At 63.7% G+C, this 21,807-nt stretch carries 10 protein-coding genes; 8 read left to right on the top strand and 2 right to left on the bottom strand.

Annotated features, from left to right (window positions below; all coding sequences use genetic code 11):
* Positions 1 to 10: 10 nt before the first annotated feature.
* The 4 genes from L1Z78_RS15055 to L1Z78_RS15040 all read left to right on the top strand — a co-directional run bounded on the left by L1Z78_RS15055 (position 11) and on the right by L1Z78_RS15040 (position 8,983).
* Positions 11 to 1,021, top strand: coding sequence for a DUF2169 family type VI secretion system accessory protein (locus tag L1Z78_RS15055; RefSeq protein WP_234637213.1), 1,011 nt, complete (start codon positions 11 to 13; stop codon positions 1,019 to 1,021).
* A gap of 9 nt (positions 1,022 to 1,030) precedes the next feature.
* Positions 1,031 to 6,289, top strand: a complete 5,259-nt coding sequence (locus L1Z78_RS15050) for an RHS repeat-associated core domain-containing protein (protein WP_234637212.1) — start codon at positions 1,031 to 1,033, stop codon at positions 6,287 to 6,289.
* 1 nt (position 6,290) lies between these two features.
* On the top strand, positions 6,291 to 7,211 hold the full coding sequence (locus tag L1Z78_RS15045) for a hypothetical protein (protein WP_234637211.1): 921 nt from the start codon (positions 6,291 to 6,293) through the stop codon (positions 7,209 to 7,211).
* A gap of 806 nt (positions 7,212 to 8,017) precedes the next feature.
* Positions 8,018 to 8,983 carry a pentapeptide repeat-containing protein gene (locus L1Z78_RS15040; RefSeq protein WP_234637210.1) on the top strand — a complete coding sequence of 322 codons (966 nt, stop codon included), beginning with the start codon at positions 8,018 to 8,020 and terminating at the stop codon, positions 8,981 to 8,983.
* Positions 8,984 to 9,695: 712 nt separating this feature from the next.
* Here the strand turns inward: L1Z78_RS15040 and L1Z78_RS15035 are convergent.
* Positions 9,696 to 10,504 (bottom strand): IS5 family transposase gene (locus tag L1Z78_RS15035; RefSeq protein ID WP_234642181.1). Its coding sequence is split into 2 segments (ribosomal slippage): positions 9,696 to 10,174 and positions 10,174 to 10,504, totalling 810 coding nucleotides; the frame shifts between segments, so codons are not numbered across the junction.
* A 327-nt stretch (positions 10,505 to 10,831) separates the two neighbouring features.
* Here L1Z78_RS15035 and smc point away from each other — a divergent pair.
* Genes smc through L1Z78_RS15015 form a run of 4 tightly spaced genes read left to right on the top strand, consistent with a single transcriptional unit; the run spans position 10,832 to position 18,878 of the window.
* Positions 10,832 to 14,359 (top strand): chromosome segregation protein SMC, encoded by a 3,528-nt coding sequence (smc, locus tag L1Z78_RS15030; RefSeq protein WP_234637209.1) that lies wholly within the window; start codon positions 10,832 to 10,834, stop codon positions 14,357 to 14,359.
* Between the two features lie 49 nt (positions 14,360 to 14,408).
* Complete coding sequence (locus L1Z78_RS15025) at positions 14,409 to 15,713, top strand: cell division protein ZipA C-terminal FtsZ-binding domain-containing protein (RefSeq protein WP_234637208.1); 1,305 nt, start codon at positions 14,409 to 14,411, stop codon at positions 15,711 to 15,713.
* Between the two features lie 46 nt (positions 15,714 to 15,759).
* On the top strand, positions 15,760 to 17,871 hold the full coding sequence (gene ligA / locus L1Z78_RS15020; RefSeq protein ID WP_234637207.1) for an NAD-dependent DNA ligase LigA: 2,112 nt from the start codon (positions 15,760 to 15,762) through the stop codon (positions 17,869 to 17,871).
* Positions 17,871 to 18,878, top strand: coding sequence for a patatin-like phospholipase family protein (locus tag L1Z78_RS15015; protein ID WP_234637206.1), 1,008 nt, complete (start codon positions 17,871 to 17,873; stop codon positions 18,876 to 18,878). The genes ligA and L1Z78_RS15015 overlap by 1 nt, the downstream gene beginning before the upstream one ends.
* An 18-nt stretch (positions 18,879 to 18,896) precedes the next feature.
* Here the strand turns inward: L1Z78_RS15015 and L1Z78_RS15010 are convergent, their stop codons facing one another.
* A complete protein-coding gene (locus tag L1Z78_RS15010) occupies positions 18,897 to 21,659 on the bottom strand; it encodes a chemotaxis protein CheW (protein ID WP_234637205.1) in 2,763 nt (920 codons plus the stop codon).
* Positions 21,660 to 21,807 lie beyond the last annotated feature (148 nt).

The following is a 21,807-nucleotide window of genomic DNA, read 5'->3' as shown; positions in this document are numbered from 1 at the left end:
GGCCCACATCGTGACCATAGAGTTCTTCAACGAAACCCCTTACCCTGCTTTCGGCTTCGAGACGGAGCTGTATGACCGCAGCGAGTTCTTCTGCCTGGCCGCCAAGCTCAGCTTCGATCTGGCCGCCAATGGCGTGAAACTGCGCGAGGAACAGGACCCTCTACAGATGGGTGATCGCTATGTCGGCGAGCCAGGCGCCTCCAGCCTGATGGCCGCGACGGACTTGATCCCCATACGCAAGCGCACGGACATTCTTCTGACCGGCCAGGCCCGGGCTCCCGATGCCACGGCCGTCGAGCGCTGGCTTGCGGAAATGAAAGTGGGCAGCCTCTACAAGGCCGTGCAGTTGACGGCGCCGCGTGTCTGGCGCCATCGCGCCCTGGGAGGGTGGCAGCTGTCCCCGCTCAAACCCGTCATGTCCGTGCCCTTGCAGTATGAGCTGGCCTTTGGGGGCGAGCGTCCTGCTGCGGATGATGAAGAGCGCGACGCCTGGCTGCCCAATCCCGTGGGACGCGGCTATGTGGGCCGGCGGCGTTGGGAAACTGACCGGGAATGGCCGGCGCCACAGCTGCTGGCGCCGCGCGACAGCCTGAAGGATCAGCCCGGGCGCGAGCACGCTACCTGCGGCTTCGGTCCCATCCCCGGGGACTGGGCGCCCCGCGTGGGCCGCATCGGCACGACCGATGCCGCATGGCGCCGCGACGTCGCACCGCACCTTCCGTCGGACTTTGACCTGCGTTTCTTCAACTGTGCCCCGGATGACCAGCAGGCGGACGGTTTCCTGCAAGGCAACGAAGAGGTCGTCCTCTCGGGCCTGCTCGACAAGCTCTATGCGTTTCATCTGCCGTATTGGCGGGCTACGGCGCTGATGGTGGACCACGACGACCTCGTCCTGTCCCTGGACATGGACTTGAGCACCGTACAGATCGACCTGGACCGGCGCGTGCTGTCCCTGGTCTGGCGCCTGACCACGCCGGCGAACCGCTGGAAGCAGGCCAGCCTGAGCCTGATTCCCCGCTGAGGATCGAACATGGCAACCCCCGAACAGGCAGAAAAGCGACACGAGCACATTGCCGTCGCCAAGGCCGCCGACTGGAAATACACGCCCCAGAAACCCAACAAGGGCGTACCGGTACCGTACTGGACCGTTTCCTATTTCGATGAGGCGGTGAACACGGCTGGCAACTCCAACGGCCGCAGGAACGACTACTTCATCAGCGTCTCGCGCGTCCCTACCAGCCGCGGCGGAGAAGCCGGCAAGGGCAAGGGCGTGCTAAGCAACGCCTACATGGACGAATTCGAGCCCAAGGAATGGTCCAACACCTTGCAGATCGACCAGGGCAAGGCGGTCTTCCATGGGCACATGGGCACCATCAACAAGGGCAATGCACCCGCCAAGGTCTATACCAACGTCAATCCGGCGGCCGCCATTGCCGACAGGGCCTGCTGGGAGCAGCTGCAGACCAACATGGCGGCGCTGGGCGTGGCCAGCAAGGACCGCATGTTTGCCGACCCCGCAGGCTGCGGCAAGGACGTGATCTCGGGTGCCTGGAATCAGGTGGCGGGCGACGTCCAGGCCGCGGGCGACTTGCTGGGCAGCCTCTGGGGCGGCATCACGGCATTTTTCTCCGACCCGCTGGGCACTGCCGGCAAGGCGGTGGACGGACTCAAGAAATTCGGAACCCAGGCCTATGAGGCCGGCAAACAGGTCGTCAGCGTCGTGGAGGGGCTGCGCAACGGCTCCATCACCATGCAGGACCTGCTGGATTTCGCGGGCGACATGTTGCAGGACGGCCTGTGCGATGTCGCCCGGCAAGTGGAGGAGATGGTCAAGAACGGCAAGGGATGCGAAGCCGTCGGCATGCTCCTGGGGATCGCCGCCGAACAGGTGGCCATTGCCGTGGCCACCGCGGGCGCAGGGGCGGCGGCCAGCGGTGCCGCGAAGGGCGCACAGGTGCTGGCCAAGGCCGGCATCGGCAAGGGCGACGACATCGCGGCGGCCATCAAGAAGCTCAAGGACTTCAAGAAGCGCCAGAAAGATGGCCATGGCGATGGGCACAAGCCCCCGGCGGATCCTGGAAAGAAGGACTCCAGCACCCCGGGTTCAAAGGCGGGCGACGCATGCCCGCTGTGCCCGGTGGTGGGCAATCCCGTCAATCCGGTGCTGGGCGTCAAGGTGCAGGCCGGCGCCGAAGAACTGGACTTCGAACTGCCCGCGCCCCTGCCGCTGCCCTGGCAGCGTACCTATGTCTCCAGCAATGCCCACGTGGGCTGGCTGGGCCAGGGCTGGACCACGCCCTTGGGCATCCACCTCGAAGAGCGGCGCACCCAGCGTGGGCCGCAATGGGTGCTGGTCGATGAGTTCGGGCGGGACATCGTCTTCCCGACGCTGCGCCCCGGCGAAAGCCACTTCCACGAGTACGAGCAAATCACACTGACGGCGCTCGAAACCGGCTGGCTGGAACTGTCTCCACCCGACCAGTCGCAACACCTGCTGCTGGGGCGCTTGGCAGGGCAAACGCGCCGCTACGTCCTGCGTGCCATCGTCGACCGCAACGACAACATCATCCGCATCGACTACGGTGACGACGGCCTGCCCCGGCACATCACGGACAGTGCGGGCCGCGTCCTGGGGCTGCATTTCGAGACCCTGGGCACGCCGCCCGCGGACGCTTCCCGCCGTGGTGCCGCGCAGCGCCTGACACGCATAGACCTGCTGGCCGGTCCTGGCCAGCGCGACCAGCCTCCAGCCCGTACGAACGGTCAGGCGCTGGTGGTTTATCGCTACGACGCCGGGGGCGACCTCATCGCCGTCATCGATCGCCAGGGCCAGACATGCCGGCAATTCGAGTACAGCAACCACATCCTCACCGCGCATACGCTGCGCAGCGGCGTGCGCGTGCAGTACTTCTACGATCGCACCGAGCCCGACGGGCATGTGCTCTCCAGCCAGTCGAGCACGGGCGCGCACTACCGCTTTGACTACCGGGACGGCCACACCGTGGTCACCGATCAGCTGGGCCGCGTGGAGACCTACGAATTCGACGCGCGCAGGCAGTGGACCGGCCATATCGATGCCCAGGGCGGCCACACCGTGCGCGAGCTCGATGCCTTCGGCAACCTCGTCGCCTTGACCGACCCGGCCGGCCGCACCACCCGCTATGCCTACGACGGGCAAGGGCGCCCCGTGCGCGTGCAAAGCCCGCAGGCCCTGGGCCAGCCCATCCCCGTCACCTCGCTGCACCATGATCCGGCCAGTGGCCAGGTGGCCCGGATCATCAGCCCGGACGGAGCTGTCACCCGGTACCGATACGACGAACGCGGCAACCTAGTCGAAGCCGTAGATGCGCTGGGCCACAGCACCCGCTACCAGTACGACGCCCGCGGGCTGCCCATCGCCATCATCGATGCCCTGGGCAAGACCAAGCATCTGCGCTACGACCAGACCGGCCAGCTGGTGCAGTACACCGACTGTTCTGGCCAGTCCACGCACTACGGCTATGACGGCTGGGGGCACATTGCCACGGTGACCGACGCCCTGGGCCACACCACGCGCTACCAGCACGACGCCCTGGGCCGGCTCCAGGCCGTGCTGCACCCGGATGGCGCCCAGGAGAGCTTTGCCTACGACGCGGCGGGTCGCCTGGTCACCTACACCGACCCGCTGGGTCACACGACGCAGTACAGCCTGGCCCCCGACGGCCTGCCGCTGTCGCGCAGGAATGCGGAAGGCGGCGAGTTGCGCTACGAATACGACAGTGCGCGCCGCCTGCGCGCCTTGTTCAACGAAAACAACGCCCGATACGACTTCGCCTACGACAGTCTGGACCGGCTGGTGGAGGAAACCGGCTTCGATGGCCGCAATACCCGCTACCGCTACGACCCCACGGGCCTGATCCTCGCCAAGCTGGAAAACGGCTGCCTGACACCCCAGCAGCGGCTGGACAAACGCCTGGCCCAAGAGGCCGGACCCGCCTCCCCGGGCCTGCCGGCCCAGCGCAGTGCTCCGACCCTGGACGACCCCTGGGGCCTGGGCCTGGCCGACGAAACGGCACCTCTGGCGGCGCCACCGGGCCATGCCATTGCCACGCGCTACCTGCGCGATGCCGCCGGCCGCCTGGTGGAAAAGCAAGTGGCCGGCAGCGTGCTCGACGCGCAGGAGCAGGCACAACCCCAGTACAGAACCACCCGCTACGCCTACGACGAGATCGGCCGGCTGCTGGAAGCCACCAATGGCCAGGGCAGTCGCACCCGACTGGCCTATGACCTGCTGGGCCAGCTGCTGGAAGAAACCCGTACCGGCCAGGGCCTGCACCACAGCCTGCGCCACCAGTACGACGCCCTGGGCAACCGCACGCAAACACAGCTGCCCACGGGCCAGCGGCTGCACTGGCTGTACTACGGCAGCGGCCACCTGCACCAGATCAACCTGGACGGGCAGGTCATCAGCGACATGGAGCGCGATGCGCTGCACCGCGAGACCCAGCGCACGCAAGGCGCATTGCACAGCCGCTACGGCTACGACGCGCTGGGCAGGCTGACGGCCCAGGCCGCCTGGCGCATGGCTGCCGGTGGCGCCGGCCCAGGCGCCAGCGCCCCGCAACGCCCTGGCGCCTGGCAGGCGCTGGGTGACGAGGTCGATCCGAAGGCGGCCCACGGCCGCCCGGCACCTGCCGGCGCCCCGGTGCTGGGCAGGCGCTACCAGTACGACCTGGCCGGCAACCTCGCCTCCATCCAGGACAGCCGCCATGGCTCCACCCGCTACCAGTACGACAGGATAGGCCGCATTCTTGCCGCCACCCAGCCCGGCCTGGCCGAGCGCTTTGCCTTCGACCCGGCGCACAACATGCTGCCCGTGGAAGGAGCGAACCCGCAGGGCGGCAAGATGCCCAGCACCGGGTTCATCAAGGACAACCGCCTGGAAGTCTTCGAAGACAAGCGCTACCGCTATGACACGCATGGCAATCTGATCGAAAAGAAGGTCGGCAAACACACGGTGATCGCGCTGGAATGGGACGTGGAGCACCAGCTTCGGAAGGCCACCGTCACCAAGGCAGCGCATACGGCCCGGCCCGTCACCACGGCCACCAGCTACCGCTACGACGCCTTCGGCCGGCGACTGGAAAAAAAGGACGCCTTTGGCCAGACCCGCTTCGAGTGGGACGGCAACCGGCTGTTGTCCGAGCAAAGAGGCTCGCACCACCAGCTCTACGTCTACGAGGCCGACAGCTTTGCGCCACTGGCCCAGGTCGACTTGCTGGCAAAGCCGACTGGCCAGCCCTCCGCACAGGTTCCAGCCCCCATGGAACCGGATCCGGACCACGACGAAGACGACTGGCAGCCCCGAAAGGCGGCGCAGGCCCTCGGGGAGCGGATGCAGGCTTTCCAGCAGCAGTTGCAGGCGCGGGTGAAGGGTGCGCCGACACAAGAGGCTCCGCCAGCGGAAGGTGAGCAGCCGGCCAACGTGGTCCGACTCAAGGATTGGCGGGTCCGCTACTACCACAACGACCATCTGGGCACGCCAAGGGAACTCAGCGATGAGGGTGGGACGATTGTCTGGCAGGCTGCGTACAGGGCCTGGGGGAACACGCTCAAGGTGGAGGCTGCGCCGCTCCCGCAAAATGTCGATCCCAAACAGGTGACCGAGATTGTTGAACAGAACCTGCGGTTCCAGGGGCAGTACTTTGATGAGGAAAATGGGCTGCATTACAACCGGTTCCGTTACTACGAGCCGGATGTGGGAAGGTTTATCAGCCAGGATCCGATTGGATTGGATGGCGGGCAGAATTTGTATCAATATGCCCCCAATCCGAATGGATGGATTGACCCATGGGGAACGAAAAGGAGTGCAAGAAAATCGACCTCATGCCGTCCATGTCCATGCTCTTCGGGAGCGCAGGGCGAGGCAGCAGCGATCGATGAGTTGAAGAATTCAGGGAAATTTAAGAATATTTGGCAGATACAAAATAATTCAGGCCACGGGGTAGATATTATTGCTGAGCGTTGGAATGGGAATATTGTCGCTTATGAGGTGAAAACCCAAGTGGGAAATACTGGATTCCCATCACTATCACAAGCTCAAAAGGGTGGACAGACTTTCGTGGAAAGTCGTCTGGGAAGAGCGGCTGGTGGTAATGGACAGTGGGTGAATGTAGCAACGGGTGTTAAGGACACGGCGAGCGACTTATTAGATAAAATAAGATCTGGAGGGAAGATAAGCGGAGGAATTTTGCAGGTCGATTGTTCTAAAGGGACAGTTGGTAAAATATTTGACAAAAAATGGTTTTGATATGAATGATATTCAGAAGCTGTTAAAAAAGCTCGATGTATGGATTTCGCAAGCTGAGCACACCAGAGCGCGATCCGAGGGAAAACTTTCGGAATATTCAGAAATGTCCGTCAGAAAGTTTTCCAACATTAATGCTGAAAAGTCGGCTAATTATGTTCGTATTCCATCAAGTGTGTCGATGGACAACTTGGCATTGTGGAATGCCGCTATTGGTGCGAAGAAAATATACGCGCAAGAAATTGGATTTCAGAAATATTTTGGCATTTCGGCAGGATATTTGTACTTGTCATTCAGAACTCAACTCCAAGCCTACGAAAAAGGTGTCTCAGAGAAATGCTCGGTTTTGAGGGACTGGGCGGCTTCATTATATTTTCTCCTTGCTTCTTGCGAGCATTCAGATGAATTTGATAAAGTTTGTTGTGCTATAAAAAAGTTGAATGATCGAAGGGCGCTTCGTGATCTAGGATCAAAAGTAGCGGTTTTTTGTGTTTCCCTAAACGACATGGCACATGGTGATTCAGAGAGTGCCATCTCGAATTTTGAAAGGTTTTCAAAAGAATACAAAGATACAACCGGTGCCTTGGATATATATAAGAAGCTTATTCAAGCATTTGATGCAAAAACTGCAAACAGTGATTTTGAAGCATTGATTGAGCAGGCCTTGGATGTTCACCTGATGGAGGCCATTAAAAGAGAAAGTGACGATGAATTTTACGATTTTTCTCTAGAGCCTTGGTCGGTTGTTCCTTCTGAAGTCATCGGCTATGTGAATGTTGTTAAGAGGAAGTTTGGGATTGATATCGCATACCCTGCTTCTAAACTCGGTGAAATATGTCAAATCTTCTCGAAAAATATTCCTGTGCTTGAGTTTGATGAGCTTGCGCTGCGTGTGAGTTCGCGTGCTGAAAAAGTATTTTTTTGATTTAATTTATGGGGTTCAATGATCAATTGAATTGTTATTTGATAGAATAGCTAGCTATCATTGTTATTGATCTATAAAGAATTCAGAAAATAGTTGCTGCTCCGGTATGGGGCAAGAGCTTCAGAAGGCCGTCGTACATAGGAAAGAGAGTGCGTATCACCCTTACCACGGCCACCAGCGACCGCTATGACGCCTTCGACCGACGACAGGGGAAGGAGAACGCGCTTCGAGTAGGTCGGCAACCGGCTGCCGTCCGAGCAAAGGGGTTCGTATCACCAGCTCTACGTTTACGAGGCTGACAACTTTGCGCTGCTGGACCAGGTCGACCTGCTGGCTGAGGAGCCGACCGACCAGCCCTCCACGCATGTGTCAGCGTCCATCACAAACTGGCGCCGAACTAGGATGAAGACGACTGGCAGCCCCAAAAGGCGGCGCAAGCCCTTGGGGATAGATGCAGGCCCTCCTGCCGCAATTGCAGACGCGGGTGCAGGACAAACCGGTTGAGGAAGCCCTGTAAAAGGAAACCGGACAGCCGGGTAAGGCGGTCAGCCTGAGGGATTGGCGGTCCCAGTGCTAGTCAAGCTGCGAAGCATCTGGTCCAGATGGATCCAATGCTCTCTGCCCAGGTATCCAACCTGAGGCTGGTCCATTGCGGTCGGACTTTGAAAGAAAGAACTCCAGGAATAAGAAGTGCAAGTGGTTCGATTTGACTACCGCAAAGGGCTGGCCAAGCCATGTGTCTAAATATCTAAAGATCGGTCAAGGACGTTATATCTCGTATAGTACGCCGCAAAGGAATTTTTGAGATGAAAAATAATGAACTTGCCAAGCGTTGGAAAGAATTTCCTTCGTTGAACGAAATCTTGCAGAGTACACGTAAATTCAAAGTATCCCCATTTGGCAGAACGGAAGATGGATTGCTGGATTTTCGAGGGGTGTCTTTGATCTCGAAGCCTTTTGATGTAGGCGGCGGTTGGGATAACGAAATTCATAGGATTGATTTGTGCGATGCCGATTTTTCCTTTGGTGCATGGAAGGGGTTTGACATAGGAGGTGCAAGAATTCGCAATTGCAAGTTCAATTCTGTCGAATTCGTGGGTGAAATAAATTTTCATGGCACTTGTCTGGAAGAATGTGTTTTCAATAGTTGCTCATTCCAGAATGTTCATTTCGTGAAGTCAAGTATAAAAAATACGAGATTTGGCGAAATGAAAAATAAAAATAAATTGTCTTTCAATGTTGAGTGTATCGATGGATGTTCTTTTGATGGAAAAATGAAAGGTATTGATTTCAAATCATCGCCGATCAAAAATACATCGTTTTCCGGAGAGCTTGTCGAATGCGTATTTTTCGGGAACCCATTTATTGATGTTGTTGATGCCGATAAAGGCATCTATGGAAGAATAGAGCCGCATGCTGTTGTCAATAGAATGGAGGGGGTTGATTTTTCTGCTGCATCATTGACCAGGTGTCATTTCAGCAACTATTGCTATTTGGATAAGGTAGTTCCTCCTTCTTCCGAGAACAATTGCATATCATTTCTGGCGCCGGAGTTCTATGAAAAAGCCAATGATCTGATGAAGACAGAAATGCCATTGAATATCTCGAAAAAAGCGTTGATGTGGCTTGAGACATTTTATAAACCAGATGTCAGGATCCCATATGGGGTTATTGGACCTCAAGATCTGGAAAAACCCTTGGGGCAGGAAGGAGCCAAGTTGTTTTTCGAACTGTTCCGTCGTGCTGCAATTGATGCAAATTCAATAGTGTGATTCGTGACCCTCGTGGTCCAATTTGAGCCACTTGCGATCATGTATCTGAGGAACCTGCCGGGGCCGCGCTTCAAGACGACTTCTGCCGCAAGCACGTTGTCCGTCGAGGGAAAGAATCGCCACGCGGTGAAAATGGGGCCAATACAGCAGGGCTCGTCCAAGACAGGCATTTGGAAGTTTTGAATGCAGGCGCTACCGCTGTGACGCGCCTGGCAACCTGATCGATAGAAGATCGGGAAAAATCAGTTGCTACGCTCAAATGGGGCGAGTTCCAGAAGGCCGGTCTCATCATGGTGGTTCGCACTGCCAAGACCTTTGACAGCAATGCAAGCGACCGCCACGACATCTTCGTCTGGAGCCTGGAAAAGAAGGATGCTTCTGGCTGGACCTGCCTCGAATGAGGGAGCTCCCGGTTGCTGGTCGAGCCAAAGCCTGGCCAGCCTTGCGCGCAGTCGCTAGCATCCGTCCAAATCCGGATTTGTTCTCTTCGGATGTGAATTTCTATCCCCCATCCTACCAGGGATTTTCTATGGAGGTGGGCCCGGTTTTATATGGTGCAATCAAGAAGGCGGTTGAACAAAAATGGCTTGATTCAAAAATGGTTGAGAAAATGATGTGAAAAGCACAGCTATTTTAGTGAGCATCCAGAAAAGTTCCCGCGTAGAGATTGGCTTTTGAGGGTTTGTGCAGCCATGAGATTGTTTTAGAGTGGCTAACACCACCGATCCACGAAGCGCGCGCAGATGATCGCTGCCGCCAATTTCAGCAGCGCTTCGTGGATATCCAGCCGTCGTTCAAAGCGGATTCGCAGCTTGCCAAAGCCTGCAAACCAGCTGTGCGTCCTCTCCACCACCCACCGGTGTTTGCCCAGCCGCTCGCTGCTCTCAATGCCTCGTCTGGCAATCCGGCCAATGATGCCCCGCTGCCTCAGGTGGGCTCGGCATCGCTTGAAGTCGTAGCCTTTGTCGGCGTGCAGCTTTGCCGGTCTTCTACGGGGGCGCCCTGGCAGGCCTGCAATCGCAGGAATCGCGTCCACACACCTCTCGAACATCTTGGAGTCGTGCCGGTTCGCGCCGCTGACCAAGATCACCAGCGGGATGCCTCTGGCATCTACGACGATGTGCCGCTTGGAGCCGAGCTTGCCTCTGTCCGTGGGGTTTGGGCCCGTTTCCTGGCCCCCCGGGGGCTTGGTACCGAGGAGCCATCAATGCTGCCTCGGCTCCAATCGATTTGGTCATGTTCACGCAAGCGAGTTAGCATGGCCTGGTGCAGCCGCTCCCAGAAACCAGCGGCGTTCCAGTCGCGCAGGCGCCGCCAGCAAGTCATGCCGCTGCCGTACCCAAGAGATTGGGGGAGGTCTTCCCATGGAATGCCTGTTTGCAGCACGAACAGGATGCCGTTGAGTGCGGCTTCATCGCTGACTGCGAGCTTGCGCGCACCGCCTTTGGCGGAAGGCACGAAGGCTGGGATCAGGGGTTGTAGCTGTCGCCACAGTTCTTTGCTTACGGGTCGTCGTGCCATGAGGGCAGCGAGCATAACCGCTCTGCGGGGGCCTGCGACGAAGTGGTGTTAGCCACTCTTATTCCGTCTGAGGCACCGAGGGTGCTGTTGGCGGATGGATCTCCGCGCCCATTGCGTGCTGCATCCGGCAGCAATCCCTTGTGACTTCCGGAGCCGCTCCCGTGCGCTCGCGGCGCAGCGGCAGAGCATTCTTGACAGTCGGCACGGCCTGTCTGCGGGGCGTTCCATTCTTGAGCAGGGGTGGCGCGCGGTATCATCCCAGGCTGTCTTGCCCTGTCCCAACGTTCTTTTCCGTCCGCCTGCCACGGACCGCTTCCTGACTGCATCGTGCGCCTGAACTCCATCAAGCTGTCCGGCTTCAAGTCCTTCGCCGAGCCCACCAACTTCATGCTGCCGGGCCAACTGGTGGGCGTGGTGGGCCCCAACGGCTGCGGCAAGTCCAACATCATGGATGCGGTGCGCTGGGTGCTGGGCGAGAGCAAGGCCAGCGAGTTGCGTGGCGAATCCATGCAGGACGTGATCTTCAACGGCACCACGCATCGCAAGCCGGCCAGCCGCTCCAGCGTCGAGCTGACGTTCGACAACAGCGACCACCGTGCCGGGGGGCAGTGGGGGCAGTTCGGCGAGATCGCGGTCAAGCGCGTGCTCACGCGTGAAGGCAACAGCAGCTACTTCATCAACAACCAGCCCGTGCGCCGCCGCGACGTGCAGGATGTGTTCCTGGGCACGGGCCTGGGCCCGCGCGCCTACGCCATCATCGGCCAGGGCACGATCAGCCGCATCATCGAGTCGCGTCCCGAGGAGCTGCGCCTGTTCCTCGAGGAGGCTGCGGGCGTGTCCAAGTACAAGGAGCGCCGGCGTGAGACCGAAAACCGCCTGTCGGCCACGACCGAGAATCTCACGCGCGTGGAAGACATCCTGCGCGAGCTCAACAACAACCTCGACCGCCTGGAAAAGCAGGCCGAGGTCGCGGCGCAGTACAACGCGCTGCAATCCCAGGTCACCCTCAAGCAGCAGCAGCTGTGGTTCCTCAAGCGTGCCGAGGCCGAGGCCGAGCAGGACCGTGTGCGCGTCGAGGGGCTGAAGGCCGTCAATGAGCTCGAAGAGCGCATGGCCGACATCCGCAACAACGAAAGCGGGCTGGAGACACTGCGCCAGGCGCACTATGACGCCAGCGACCAGGTCAACCAGGCACAGGCCAGGCTCTACGAATCCACGGCCGAGGTCGGCAAGCTGGAGGCCGAGATCCGCTATGTGGTCGAGGGCCGCCAGCGCGTGCAGCAGCGGCTGCAGCAACTGTCCGAACAGGTGCTGCTGTGGAGCAGCCGCCGTGAGGAGGCCGAGGCCGAGATCGAGAATCTCGAAGGCGCGGGCATGGATGCCGAGGAGCAGGCCGAGATGCTGGCCGCGCAGGTCGAGGAGCAGGCCCTGCGCCTGCCCGACCTGGAGGAGGCGTTGCGCAATGCCCAGAAAGCCGATGCCGACCAGCGCGGCAGCGTGGTGCAGGTGCAGCAGCAGATCCAGGTGCTGGCGGCCGAGCAGCGCAGCCTGGATGAGCAGCGCCGCCAGTTCGAGACGCGCTACGAGCGCCTGCGCGCCGACCGCAATGCGCTGGAGACGCCGGACGAGGCGCGACTGAACAACCTGCAGGCCCAGCTGGACGAGGCGCGAGAGCTGGCCGAGATGGCCGATGCCGTGCTCAACGAACTGCAAGAGGCCGTACCCCAGCTCGATGAAGACCGGCGCACGCGCCAGCACGCCGTCAATGCCGAGGCTGCGCGCCATGCCGACCTGTCCGCCCGCCTGGAGGCACTCCGGGCCTTGCAGGAAAAGGTCAAGACGGACGGCAAGCTCCAGCCCTGGCTGGCCAAGCACGGGCTGGACGGGATGCAGGGCCTGTGGAGCCGCATCGCCATCGAGCCGGGCTGGGAAAACGCGCTGGAAGCGGCCCTGCGCGAGCGTCTGGGCGCGCTGGAAGTAGGGCGCCTGGACATGGTGCGGGGCTTCCTGGGCGCGGGCGGCCAGGACGCGCCGCCGGCGCGCCTGGCCTTCTTCAGCCCGCCGCAGGGCGCGCCTGCGCCGGTTGCCGGCCGCTGGCAGCACCTGTCGGAGCTTTTGCGCGTGAACGACGCCGGCCTGCGCGCCGTGCTCGGCGACTGGCTGCAGGATTGCTATACCGCGCCCACGTTGGAGGAGGCGCTGGCACGCCGTGGCGAGCTGCGGCCTGGCGAGACCGTCTACGTGCCCACGGGCCACGCGGTCAGCAGCCACAGCGTGAGTTTCTATGCCCAGGATTCGGAGCAGTCCGGCCTGCTGGCGCGGGCGCAGGAGATCGAGCACCTCGAAAAGGAAGTGCGTGCCCAGGCATTGATTGCCGATGAGTCGCGCACGGCACTGGTGCGTGCCGAGAGCGCCTATGCCGAGGCTTCGCAGCGGCTGGTCGGCGCGCGCCGCGAGGCCAGCGAGTCGCAAAGCCGTGCCCATGAGCTGCAGGTCGAGACCTTGCGCCTGTCCCAGCTGGCCGAGCAGGCGCGCGCCCGCAATGCCCAGATCAGTGCCGATCTGGCCGAGGTCGAGGCCCAACTGTCCGACATCGAGGAGCGCCGCGTCGCGGCCGAGGCCCGGTTCGAGGAACTGGACATGCAACTGGCCGACAGCCAGGAGCGCCACGCCCAGCTGGGCGACAAGGTGCTGGAGTCCGAGCGGCGCCTGAACGAATCGCGCGAACAGTTGCGCGCGCTGGAGCGTCAGGCCCAGGAGGCCACTTTCTCGCGGCGCAGTCTGGAGGCCCGCCGGGGCGAACTCAACCGCACCATAGAGACGGCCACGCAGCAGGCGCGCTCGCTCGCCGACGAGCAGCAGCGCGCGCAGGATGAGCTGGCCCGGCTGAGCGACGCAGCCGCGCAGGGCGGATTGCAGGATGCGCTGGACCTGAAGATGCAGCGCGAGCAGGCCGTGGCCGCCCGCCGCAGCGAGTACGACGACCTGACGAACAAGCTGCGCGCCAGCGACGAGCGCCGCCAGCAGCTGGAAAGGGCGCTGGATCCGCTGCGCCAGCGCATCACCGAATTCCAGCTCAAGGAACAGGCCGCGCGCCTGGGCCTGGAGCAGTACTCCACGCTGCTGGAGGAGGCGGGGGCCGACCTGGCGGCCGTCTCCCAGTCCATTGCCGAGGCCAATGTGCGCATGCACGGCCTGCAAGGCGAGATCGACCGCCTGCACCGCGAGATCGCGGCCCTGGGCGCGGTCAACCTGGCGGCGCTGGATGAACTGAAGCTGGCACGCGAGCGCAAGACCTTCCTCGATGCGCAGACCGAAGACCTGACCCAGGCGATGGACACGCTGCAGGATGCCATCCGCAAGATCGATGCCGAGACGCGCGAGCTGCTGTCCGGCACCTTCGAGACCGTGAACCGGCATTTCGGGCGCATGTTCCCCGAGCTGTTCGGCGGTGGCCAGGCCAAGCTGGTCATCACGGGCGACGAGATCCTCGACTCGGGCGTGCAGGTGATCGCGCAGCCGCCCGGCAAGAAGAACCAGACCATCCACCTGTTGTCCGGTGGCGAGAAGGCGCTGACGGCGATTGCCCTGGTCTTCGCCATCTTCCAGCTCAATCCCGCACCGTTCTGTCTGCTGGACGAAGTGGATGCGCCGCTGGACGATGCCAATACCGAGCGCTATGCCAAGCTGGTGGCCAGCATGAGCAAGGGCACGCAGTTCCTGTTCATCAGCCACAACAAGATCGCCATGGAGATGGCTCAGCAGCTCATCGGCGTGACCATGCAGGAGCAGGGCGTGTCCCGCATCGTGGCCGTGGACATGGAGTCCGCGCTGTCCATGGCTGAGCTATCCTGAGCATGTCCGAAACCTTTTGAACCCATTCACTGGAACGACACTTCTTTCCATGAGTAACCTGTTTATCAGCCTGGCCGTCCTGGGCTTCGTGGTGCTGGCCCTGATTGCCGCCTACAACAGCTGGTCCGTGCGCCGCAACGCACCCAAGCGCGCCGAGCCCGCCGATGAAGCCCAGCGCGATCCCTCGCGCCAGGAGCCCGGCATGGACACCGTGGGCCACGGCCCGGACCTGACGCACAGCCTGCGCGAGCCCGTGCTCGGCGATTTCGGCAATGCCGCGCCCGGGCAAGGGGCGGCGGCCGCGGACCGGTTTGCCGAGACCGATGCCGAACTGGCCCATCTGGTGCAGGTCGAAGAGCAGCAGCGCCAGGCGGAAGCCCAGGCCATGTCGGCGGCCAAGGCCGCCCAGGCGGTGCAGGCGCTGCAGGCCGCCGAAGGCGATACGGGCGCCGTGTCGGCGCAGGTGCAGGCGGCCGCGCAGGCCGTCGAACCTTCCCTCGATGATGTCGCCCTGACCAGCGCAGCGGCAAGCCGGCCGGGTCTGGATGCGCTGATCGATGCCATCGCGCCCGTGCAGGTCGGACAGGCCGTGCCCGGCGAGCTGGCCCTGCAGGCCCAGCCGGCCACGCGCCGGGCGGGCAACAAGCCTTTTGCGATTGAAGGCATGAACCAGTCCACGAGGCAGTGGGAGCCCTTGCAGCCGGGCCAGCGCTACCTGGGCTTTCAGGCCGGCGTGCAGCTGGCCAACCGCACGGGTGCGCTCAACGAGATCGAGTTCTCGGAGTTCGTCGCCAAGGTGCAGCGCTTTGCCGATGCGCTGGGCGCCACTCCCGATGTGCCCGACATGCTGCAGGAGGTGGCCCGTGCGCGTGAGCTGGACCAGTTCGCCAGTGAGCACGATGCCCAGCTCACCTTCATGCTGCGCGCGCGCCAGGCCTCCTGGAGCGCGGGCTACGTGCAGCAAAATGCCTCCCGCCAGGGCTTTCTTCCCGGCTCCATGCCCGGGCGCATGGCCCTGCCGTCGCCCACGCCGGGCATGCCGCCGGTGCTGGTGCTCAACTACGATCCCCAGGCCGCCATGGCGGACGATCTCGACACCTCGGTGGTGCGCGAGTTCCTGCTGAGCCTGGACGTGCCCCAGGTGCCGCGCGGCGAACAGGCCTTCGTGCAGCTGCGCCAGGTGGCCGAGCGCCTGTGCCAGACCATGGATGGCGTGCTCTGCGACCAGAACGGCTACCTGTTGCCGGCCATGGCGCTGGACCCCATCCAGCATGACCTGGAACAACTGTATGACAAGCTCGACAGCCGCGAGCTGTCGGCGGGCTCCATGCTGGCGCGGCGCCTGTTCAGCTGACCGGCGCAGGGCCCCTGGCGCACGAAACGCTCTAAGCCTCAACCCCATGAATGACAATCTGGATCTCTTCTCCGGCGCGGCCCCTGCGGCGCCGGAGTCCGGGGCCGCGCCCGACAAGGTGCTGGCCAAGGTGCAGGCGCTGCGCGCCCAGCTCAACCAATGGGCGCATGAGTACTACGTGCTGGACACGCCCACGGTGCCCGATGGCGAGTACGACCGGGTCTTCCAGCAGCTGCAGGCGCTGGAAGGTGCCTATCCCGAGCTGGTCACGCCGGACTCTCCCACGCAGCGCGTGATCGGTGCCGTGCTGGATGGCCTGATGCCCGTGCGCCATGCCGTGCCCATGCTCAGCATCCGTACCGAGACCGACAACGAGGCCACGGGGGCCGAGGCCTTCGACGCACGCATCCGCAAGGAGCTGGAACTGGCCGAGAGCGCACCGCCCGTGGAGTACGTGGCCGAGCCCAAGTTCGACGGCCTGGCCATGAACCTGCGCTACGAGAACGGCCGCCTCGTGCAAGCCACCACGCGCGGCGACGGCGAGGTGGGCGAGGACGTGACCCACAACATCCGCACCATCCGCAAGATTCCGCTGTCCCTGCCCGAAGGCAAGGGCGTGCCGCCCGTGGTCGAGGTGCGCGGCGAGGTCTACATGGGCCGCGCCGACTTCGTCAAGCTCAATGAGCGCCAGCAGGCCGCCGGCGGCAAGAGCTTTGCCAATCCGCGCAATGCGGCGGCAGGCTCGGTGCGCCAGCTGGACTCGGGCATTGCGGCGCAGCGCCCGCTGTCCTTCTTCGCCTACGGCCTGGGCGAGATCACGCCGGCTGCCCAGGGCGGCCCCGAGTTCGTCACCCACTACGCCATGCTGCAGACGCTACGCAGCTGGGGCTTTCCGGTGGCGCCCCAGGTCTGCATCGCACGCGGTGCGGCGGAGCTGGTGGCCTTCCACCAGCGCATGGGCGCCGAGCGCGCCACGCTGCCCTATGAGATCGACGGCGTGGTCTACAAGGTCAACAGCCTGGCCCAGCAGCGCCAACTGGGCTTTGTCTCGCGCGAGCCGCGCTGGGCCGTGGCCCACAAGTACCCGGCCCAGGAGATGCCCACGCGCATGGAGGGCATCGACGTGCAGGTGGGCCGCACGGGCAAGCTCACGCCCGTGGCGCGCCTGGCACCCGTGGCCGTGGGGGGGGTCATCGTCACCAACGCCACGCTGCACAACCTGTTCGAGATCCGCAAGAAGCGGGTGCGCACGGGCGACACCGTCATCGTGCGCCGCGCGGGCGACGTGATCCCCGAGGTCGTGGGCCGCGTGCCCGGCGACAGGCCTGCCTACGTGCCCAACTTCCGCATGCCGGCGGCCTGCCCCATCTGCGGCAGCACCGTGGAGCGCCCCAAGGGCGAGGCCAATCACCGTTGCACGGGAGGGCTGTTCTGCCCGGCCCAGCGCAAGGAGGCCATCCTGCATTTCGCGGCGCGCCGCGCCATGGATATCGAAGGCCTGGGCGGCAAGCTCGTGGACCAGCTGGTCGACGGGCATGTGGTGCGTACGCTGCCCGACCTGTACCGCCTGGGCCTGGTGGCCCTGGCATCACTGGATCGCATGGCGGAGAAGTCGGCGCAGAACGTGCTCGACGCACTTGAAAAATCCAAGAAGACCACGCTGTCGCGCTTCCTGTTCGGCCTGGGCATACGCCAGGTGGGCGAGTCCACGGCCAAGGACCTGGCGCGGCATTTCGGCCAGCTGGACGCCATCATGGATGCCAGCGTCGAGCAATTGCTGCAGGTGCGCGACGTGGGTCCCATCGTGGCCCAGAGCATCCACACCTTCTTCGCCCAGCCCCACAACCGTGAGGTCGTCGAGCAACTGCGCGCCTGCGGCGTGCAGTGGGAGGAAGGCGCTGCGCGCGAACAGACGGCGCAGCCGCTGGCCGGGATGACCGTGGTGCTCACGGGCACACTGCCCACGATGGGGCGCGACCAGGCCAAGGAAATGCTGGAAGCGGCGGGCGCCAAGGTCTCGGGCTCGGTCAGCAAGAAGACCAGCTATGTGGTCGCGGGCGCCGAGGCCGGCAGCAAGCTGGCCAAGGCCGAGGAGCTGGGCGTGGCCGTGCTCGACGAGGCGGGCATGCTGGCGCTGCTGGCGGGCGGGGCTGGCTGATGGCGCTCACTCCGCGCAAGCCGGTCGTGGGCCTTGCGCTGGGCAGCGGTTCGGCGCGCGGCTGGGCCCATTTCGGCGTGCTGCGGGCGCTCGAGGATGCGGGCCTGAAGCCCGACATCATCTGTGGCTCTTCCATTGGCGCCCTGGTCGGGGCCTCCTATGCGGCCGGCGAGATGCCGCGTTTCGAGGAATGGGTGCTGGGCCTGGGCATGCGCAAGGTCTTCGGGTTCATGGACTTCAATATCTCGGGCGGCATGCTCAAGGGAGAGAAGCTGATCTCGTTCTGGCGCGAGCATTTCGTGGACTCGGCCATCGAGGATCTGAAGACACCTTTCGGTGCCGTGGCCACCGACCTGCACTCCGGTGCCGAAGTCTGGTTGCGCAAAGGCTCCATTGCCGATGCCGTGCGCGCCTCCATCGCACTGCCTGGCCTGTTCACCCCGGTGCACCGGGAGGGGCGGCTGCTGGTCGATGGCGGCATCGTCAACCCCGTGCCGGCCTCGCTGGCACGTGCCATGGGCGCGGACATCGTGATCGCGGTGGACCTCAATGCCGACATCATGCGCCGCCACATGCAGCCGCTGGCGCCGGTGGCCGCCATGGCGGCGGCGGCGCCGCTGCAGGAAGCGCCGTCCTCCCTGGAGCAGGGCGTGGCGCCCGAGGACCTGTCAGGGCAGGCCAGCGCCGTGGCGGGCTCGGCCTGGATGCGCCGGCTCCAGCGCGGCGTGATGGGATGGATGCCCGGCCATCACCGCGACGAGGCCGGCCCCCTGCCCGGGCCGCCGCCGCGGCCACCCTCGCTGCTGGATGTGGTGATGACCAGCGTCAACATCATGCAGATGCGCATCACGCGCAGCCGCATGGCCGGTGACCCGCCCGAACTCGTGATCGCTCCGCGACTGTCCCATCTGGGCCTGCTGGATTTCCACCGCGCGCGGGAAGCCATCGACGAAGGCTACGAGGCCGCCCAGGCGGCGCTGCCGGGGCTGCGCCACTGGGGGCTGTGACGGTGTCGCCGGCAGGGGCTACGCCGCCTCGCGGTCCATGGCTACCGCATTGCGGTCCGAGTTGGCTGCCGCATCGCGAGAAGGCTGCAGCCTGTGCATCAGTGCAGCAGGGTCCAGGCACTGGATCAGCGGCAGGCCCGAATCGGCATGAACGAGTTCCCGCACCAGGGCCTGGGATCCTGGGGCCATCGCCAGCATGGGCGAATCCACAATTGCACTCGACGGCAAACGGTGCACGCCCTGCAACGCACTGACCAGCAGGCCTACGCGCAGTCCTGCATGACGGACCACGATGACCTGCGACTGCTCGGTGACCACGCCGGACCGGCCTTGCAGCAGCGCGGCCAGATCGAAGACCCAGACATAGCCGCTGACGCTGCCCTGGCTGCGCCGCGCCAGGGCGCCCACGCAAAATGGCAACCGTCCTGCGGCCACAGGTGCAATGGCGCTGGCGGGCAAGGCTTCGCAGATCTCCGATGCGCGCAGGGCAAGAAGGCTGGCGCCCACATAGAAGCTGGCGAGTTCGACCGGCGGTTGCCCGTCCGGCGGCGGCTGCTGCGTGCGGCCCGCATGCCGGGCTTCGTCCAGGCGATGGGCCGTCTCCAGGCGCAGCGCGCGGTTGCGCGCGTCGGAGTGTACGGGCCCCAGGCGTTGCAGGCTCAGGCTGACAAGGCCCGCCAGCATGCCGCCGTCCGCGCCTTGATCCAATCGGAACTCCCGGTAGCCACGGCCAGCCGCCATGCCGACGATGCAGTACTGGCCCTCGATTTCCTCGATGCTGCAGCGGACCTCACCGTCGGCCAGCGACGCAAGGCCGGGCACGCCTTCGATGCGGCTGCCGAAGGCGCGCCCGCCATGGCTTGCCGCCACGATGCAGCCATCCCGCGCCACGTAGAAGGCCTCCATGGCCAGCTGGGGCTGGCCGTGGCCTTGGTTCTCTGGCGCTTCTGGCTGCTGGGGCGCTGCGGCTTGCAGCATGGCCTCCAACTCGCGCCGTGTATGGAACAGCAGGGCGATGCCGCCGATGACGGGCCTCGGCTCAGCAGCGGGCAAGGCATCGGCCGAGGAGGAATGCGAGGCGCGCACGGCGGCGTGATAGACATGCGTGGGCAGCCCGTCCAGGTCAAGCTGCTGCACATGGTAGGCCTGGGCATCGCACAGGCCGAAAGTCGCCTTCAAGGCGGCCGGCTCCACCTGCGAGCCCGGCGCCAGGGGCAGGCTGTCGTCGTGCGCGTGGCTGCAGGCCAGCACCTGACCACGGACATCGTAGAGAGCGATGCGCGCATAGACGGTGTACAGCGCGTTGAGCTGCTCCAGCAGCTGCTGTGCCTGTGCATGCGCCTGTACCGACAGGGCCAGGCAGCCGGCGTTGTCCTCCAGCACTGCCTGCAGGCCCGGCGTCAGCGCCCACCAGCGGCAATCATTGGCGCGCTCGTAGAGGTTGCGCTCCAGCAGGTCCATCAACAGCCGGTTCAGCGTCGAATGCTCCTGCAGCCGTGTGGACAGCGCAGTCTCATGCAGGCCGTGGATGGCGCGGGTGAACACCGCGTGGGTCAGGTCGCCGGTCTCCCCCATCTGCTCCAGCACGGCCTGCAGCGGATCCTGACCTGTCTTGTCCTTCGCGCCGGCTGGCGGCGTGTGACTGGCGGCCAGTACCTGGCCGTTCCAGACCACACGGCGTATGTCGTCGGCGGCACACGCCATGGCGTGCAGCGGCGGGCAGAAACCTGCGGCCCTGGCCATCAGCCCTTCGGCCATTGCGGGCGTGAGTTCCTGCAGGACCTGGGGTCGCTGCTGCGCTGCGAAGGCCAGGTCCAGCGGGGCCATGACCTGGGTCTGCCACCCCTCGGGCCCCGCATAGCCCTGGTAGGGCAAGGCGCGCGCCGTGCGCACCAGGTAGGTGCGGCCTGCATGGATCAACGGTAGTGCGGCATCGCCGTGGTGCATGGGCACATGGCTTCCCGGGGCGATCCAGTAGGGGTCGCTGCTGGCAATGACCTGTCCGCCGTTGTCCAGCAGCAGCCCGACCTGCGCACGTGGCCCGCCCGAGGCGAAGATGGCGCGCATCTCCGCCGCGAAATCAAAGCTCAGGCACAGGACGCCGAGCACCGCCATGGTGCGTGGATGCAACAGGCGCTGCGCATAGAGCAGGCGGTCGGCGCCGGGCAGCACGCAGCTTGGGCCGAAATGGCTGACGTGGTCCGCCTGTTGCAGGGCCTGGTGGAACCAGACCTCGCTGCAAGCCGGTGGCTCCTGGCCTGGCTCGGCGTGGGCGCGCGCGCAGACCTGGCCTCGGGTATCGAGCAGCAGGATGTCGTCATAGACCGTGTATTTGGCACGGTAGGCCTGCAGGTGCGCCTGCAGCGGCGCCTGCCAGGCCTGCAGGCTTCCCGCTTCCATGCCTGGAGGTCCATCGTCGTGCCGGGCCATGGCCTCACAGAGCACGGCATCGGCTGCCAGGAAGCCCACATCCGCCGTGCGCTCGTAGAGGCTGCGTACCAGCAGGTCGATGGCATGGCTGGACTGCATGCCCAGCTGCGTCATGGTTTCCTGCGCGGACTGGGTCAATTGCGATTGCAGCAGACCTTGCTCCAGCTGCTCAAGCCCCTGGCGAGTGTCCGTCAGCATGGATACCAGGGCCTGGCCCTGCACCGAAGCCTGCATGCGCGCCGATGCTTCGATGAGGCGCCACATGAGCCGGATCTCGCGCAGATCGGCGGCGTTGCGGTTGAGCTCGCGCAGGTGGGGAAGGATCAGGTCGGTGGGCAGGGATGTGGCCATGGGTCGCTCCGCAGTCAGGTTCAGGTTTGGTCAAACCAGCCTTCCCATCCTGGGGAAAGCCCTGTGCAACGAGCAAGAAGGAGGCCAGCTTGTGACCAAATGTGTCAAAAGGATGACAAACGGAGCGGCAGCTTGTCTTCCAGCGATG

The sequence above is a fragment of the Delftia tsuruhatensis genome (assembly GCF_903815225.1).
Taxonomy (GTDB): domain Bacteria; phylum Pseudomonadota; class Gammaproteobacteria; order Burkholderiales; family Burkholderiaceae_C; genus Comamonas; species Comamonas tsuruhatensis_A.
The sequence above is the reverse complement of the archived record's forward strand: the minus strand, read 5'-3'. Positions and strand labels throughout refer to the sequence as shown.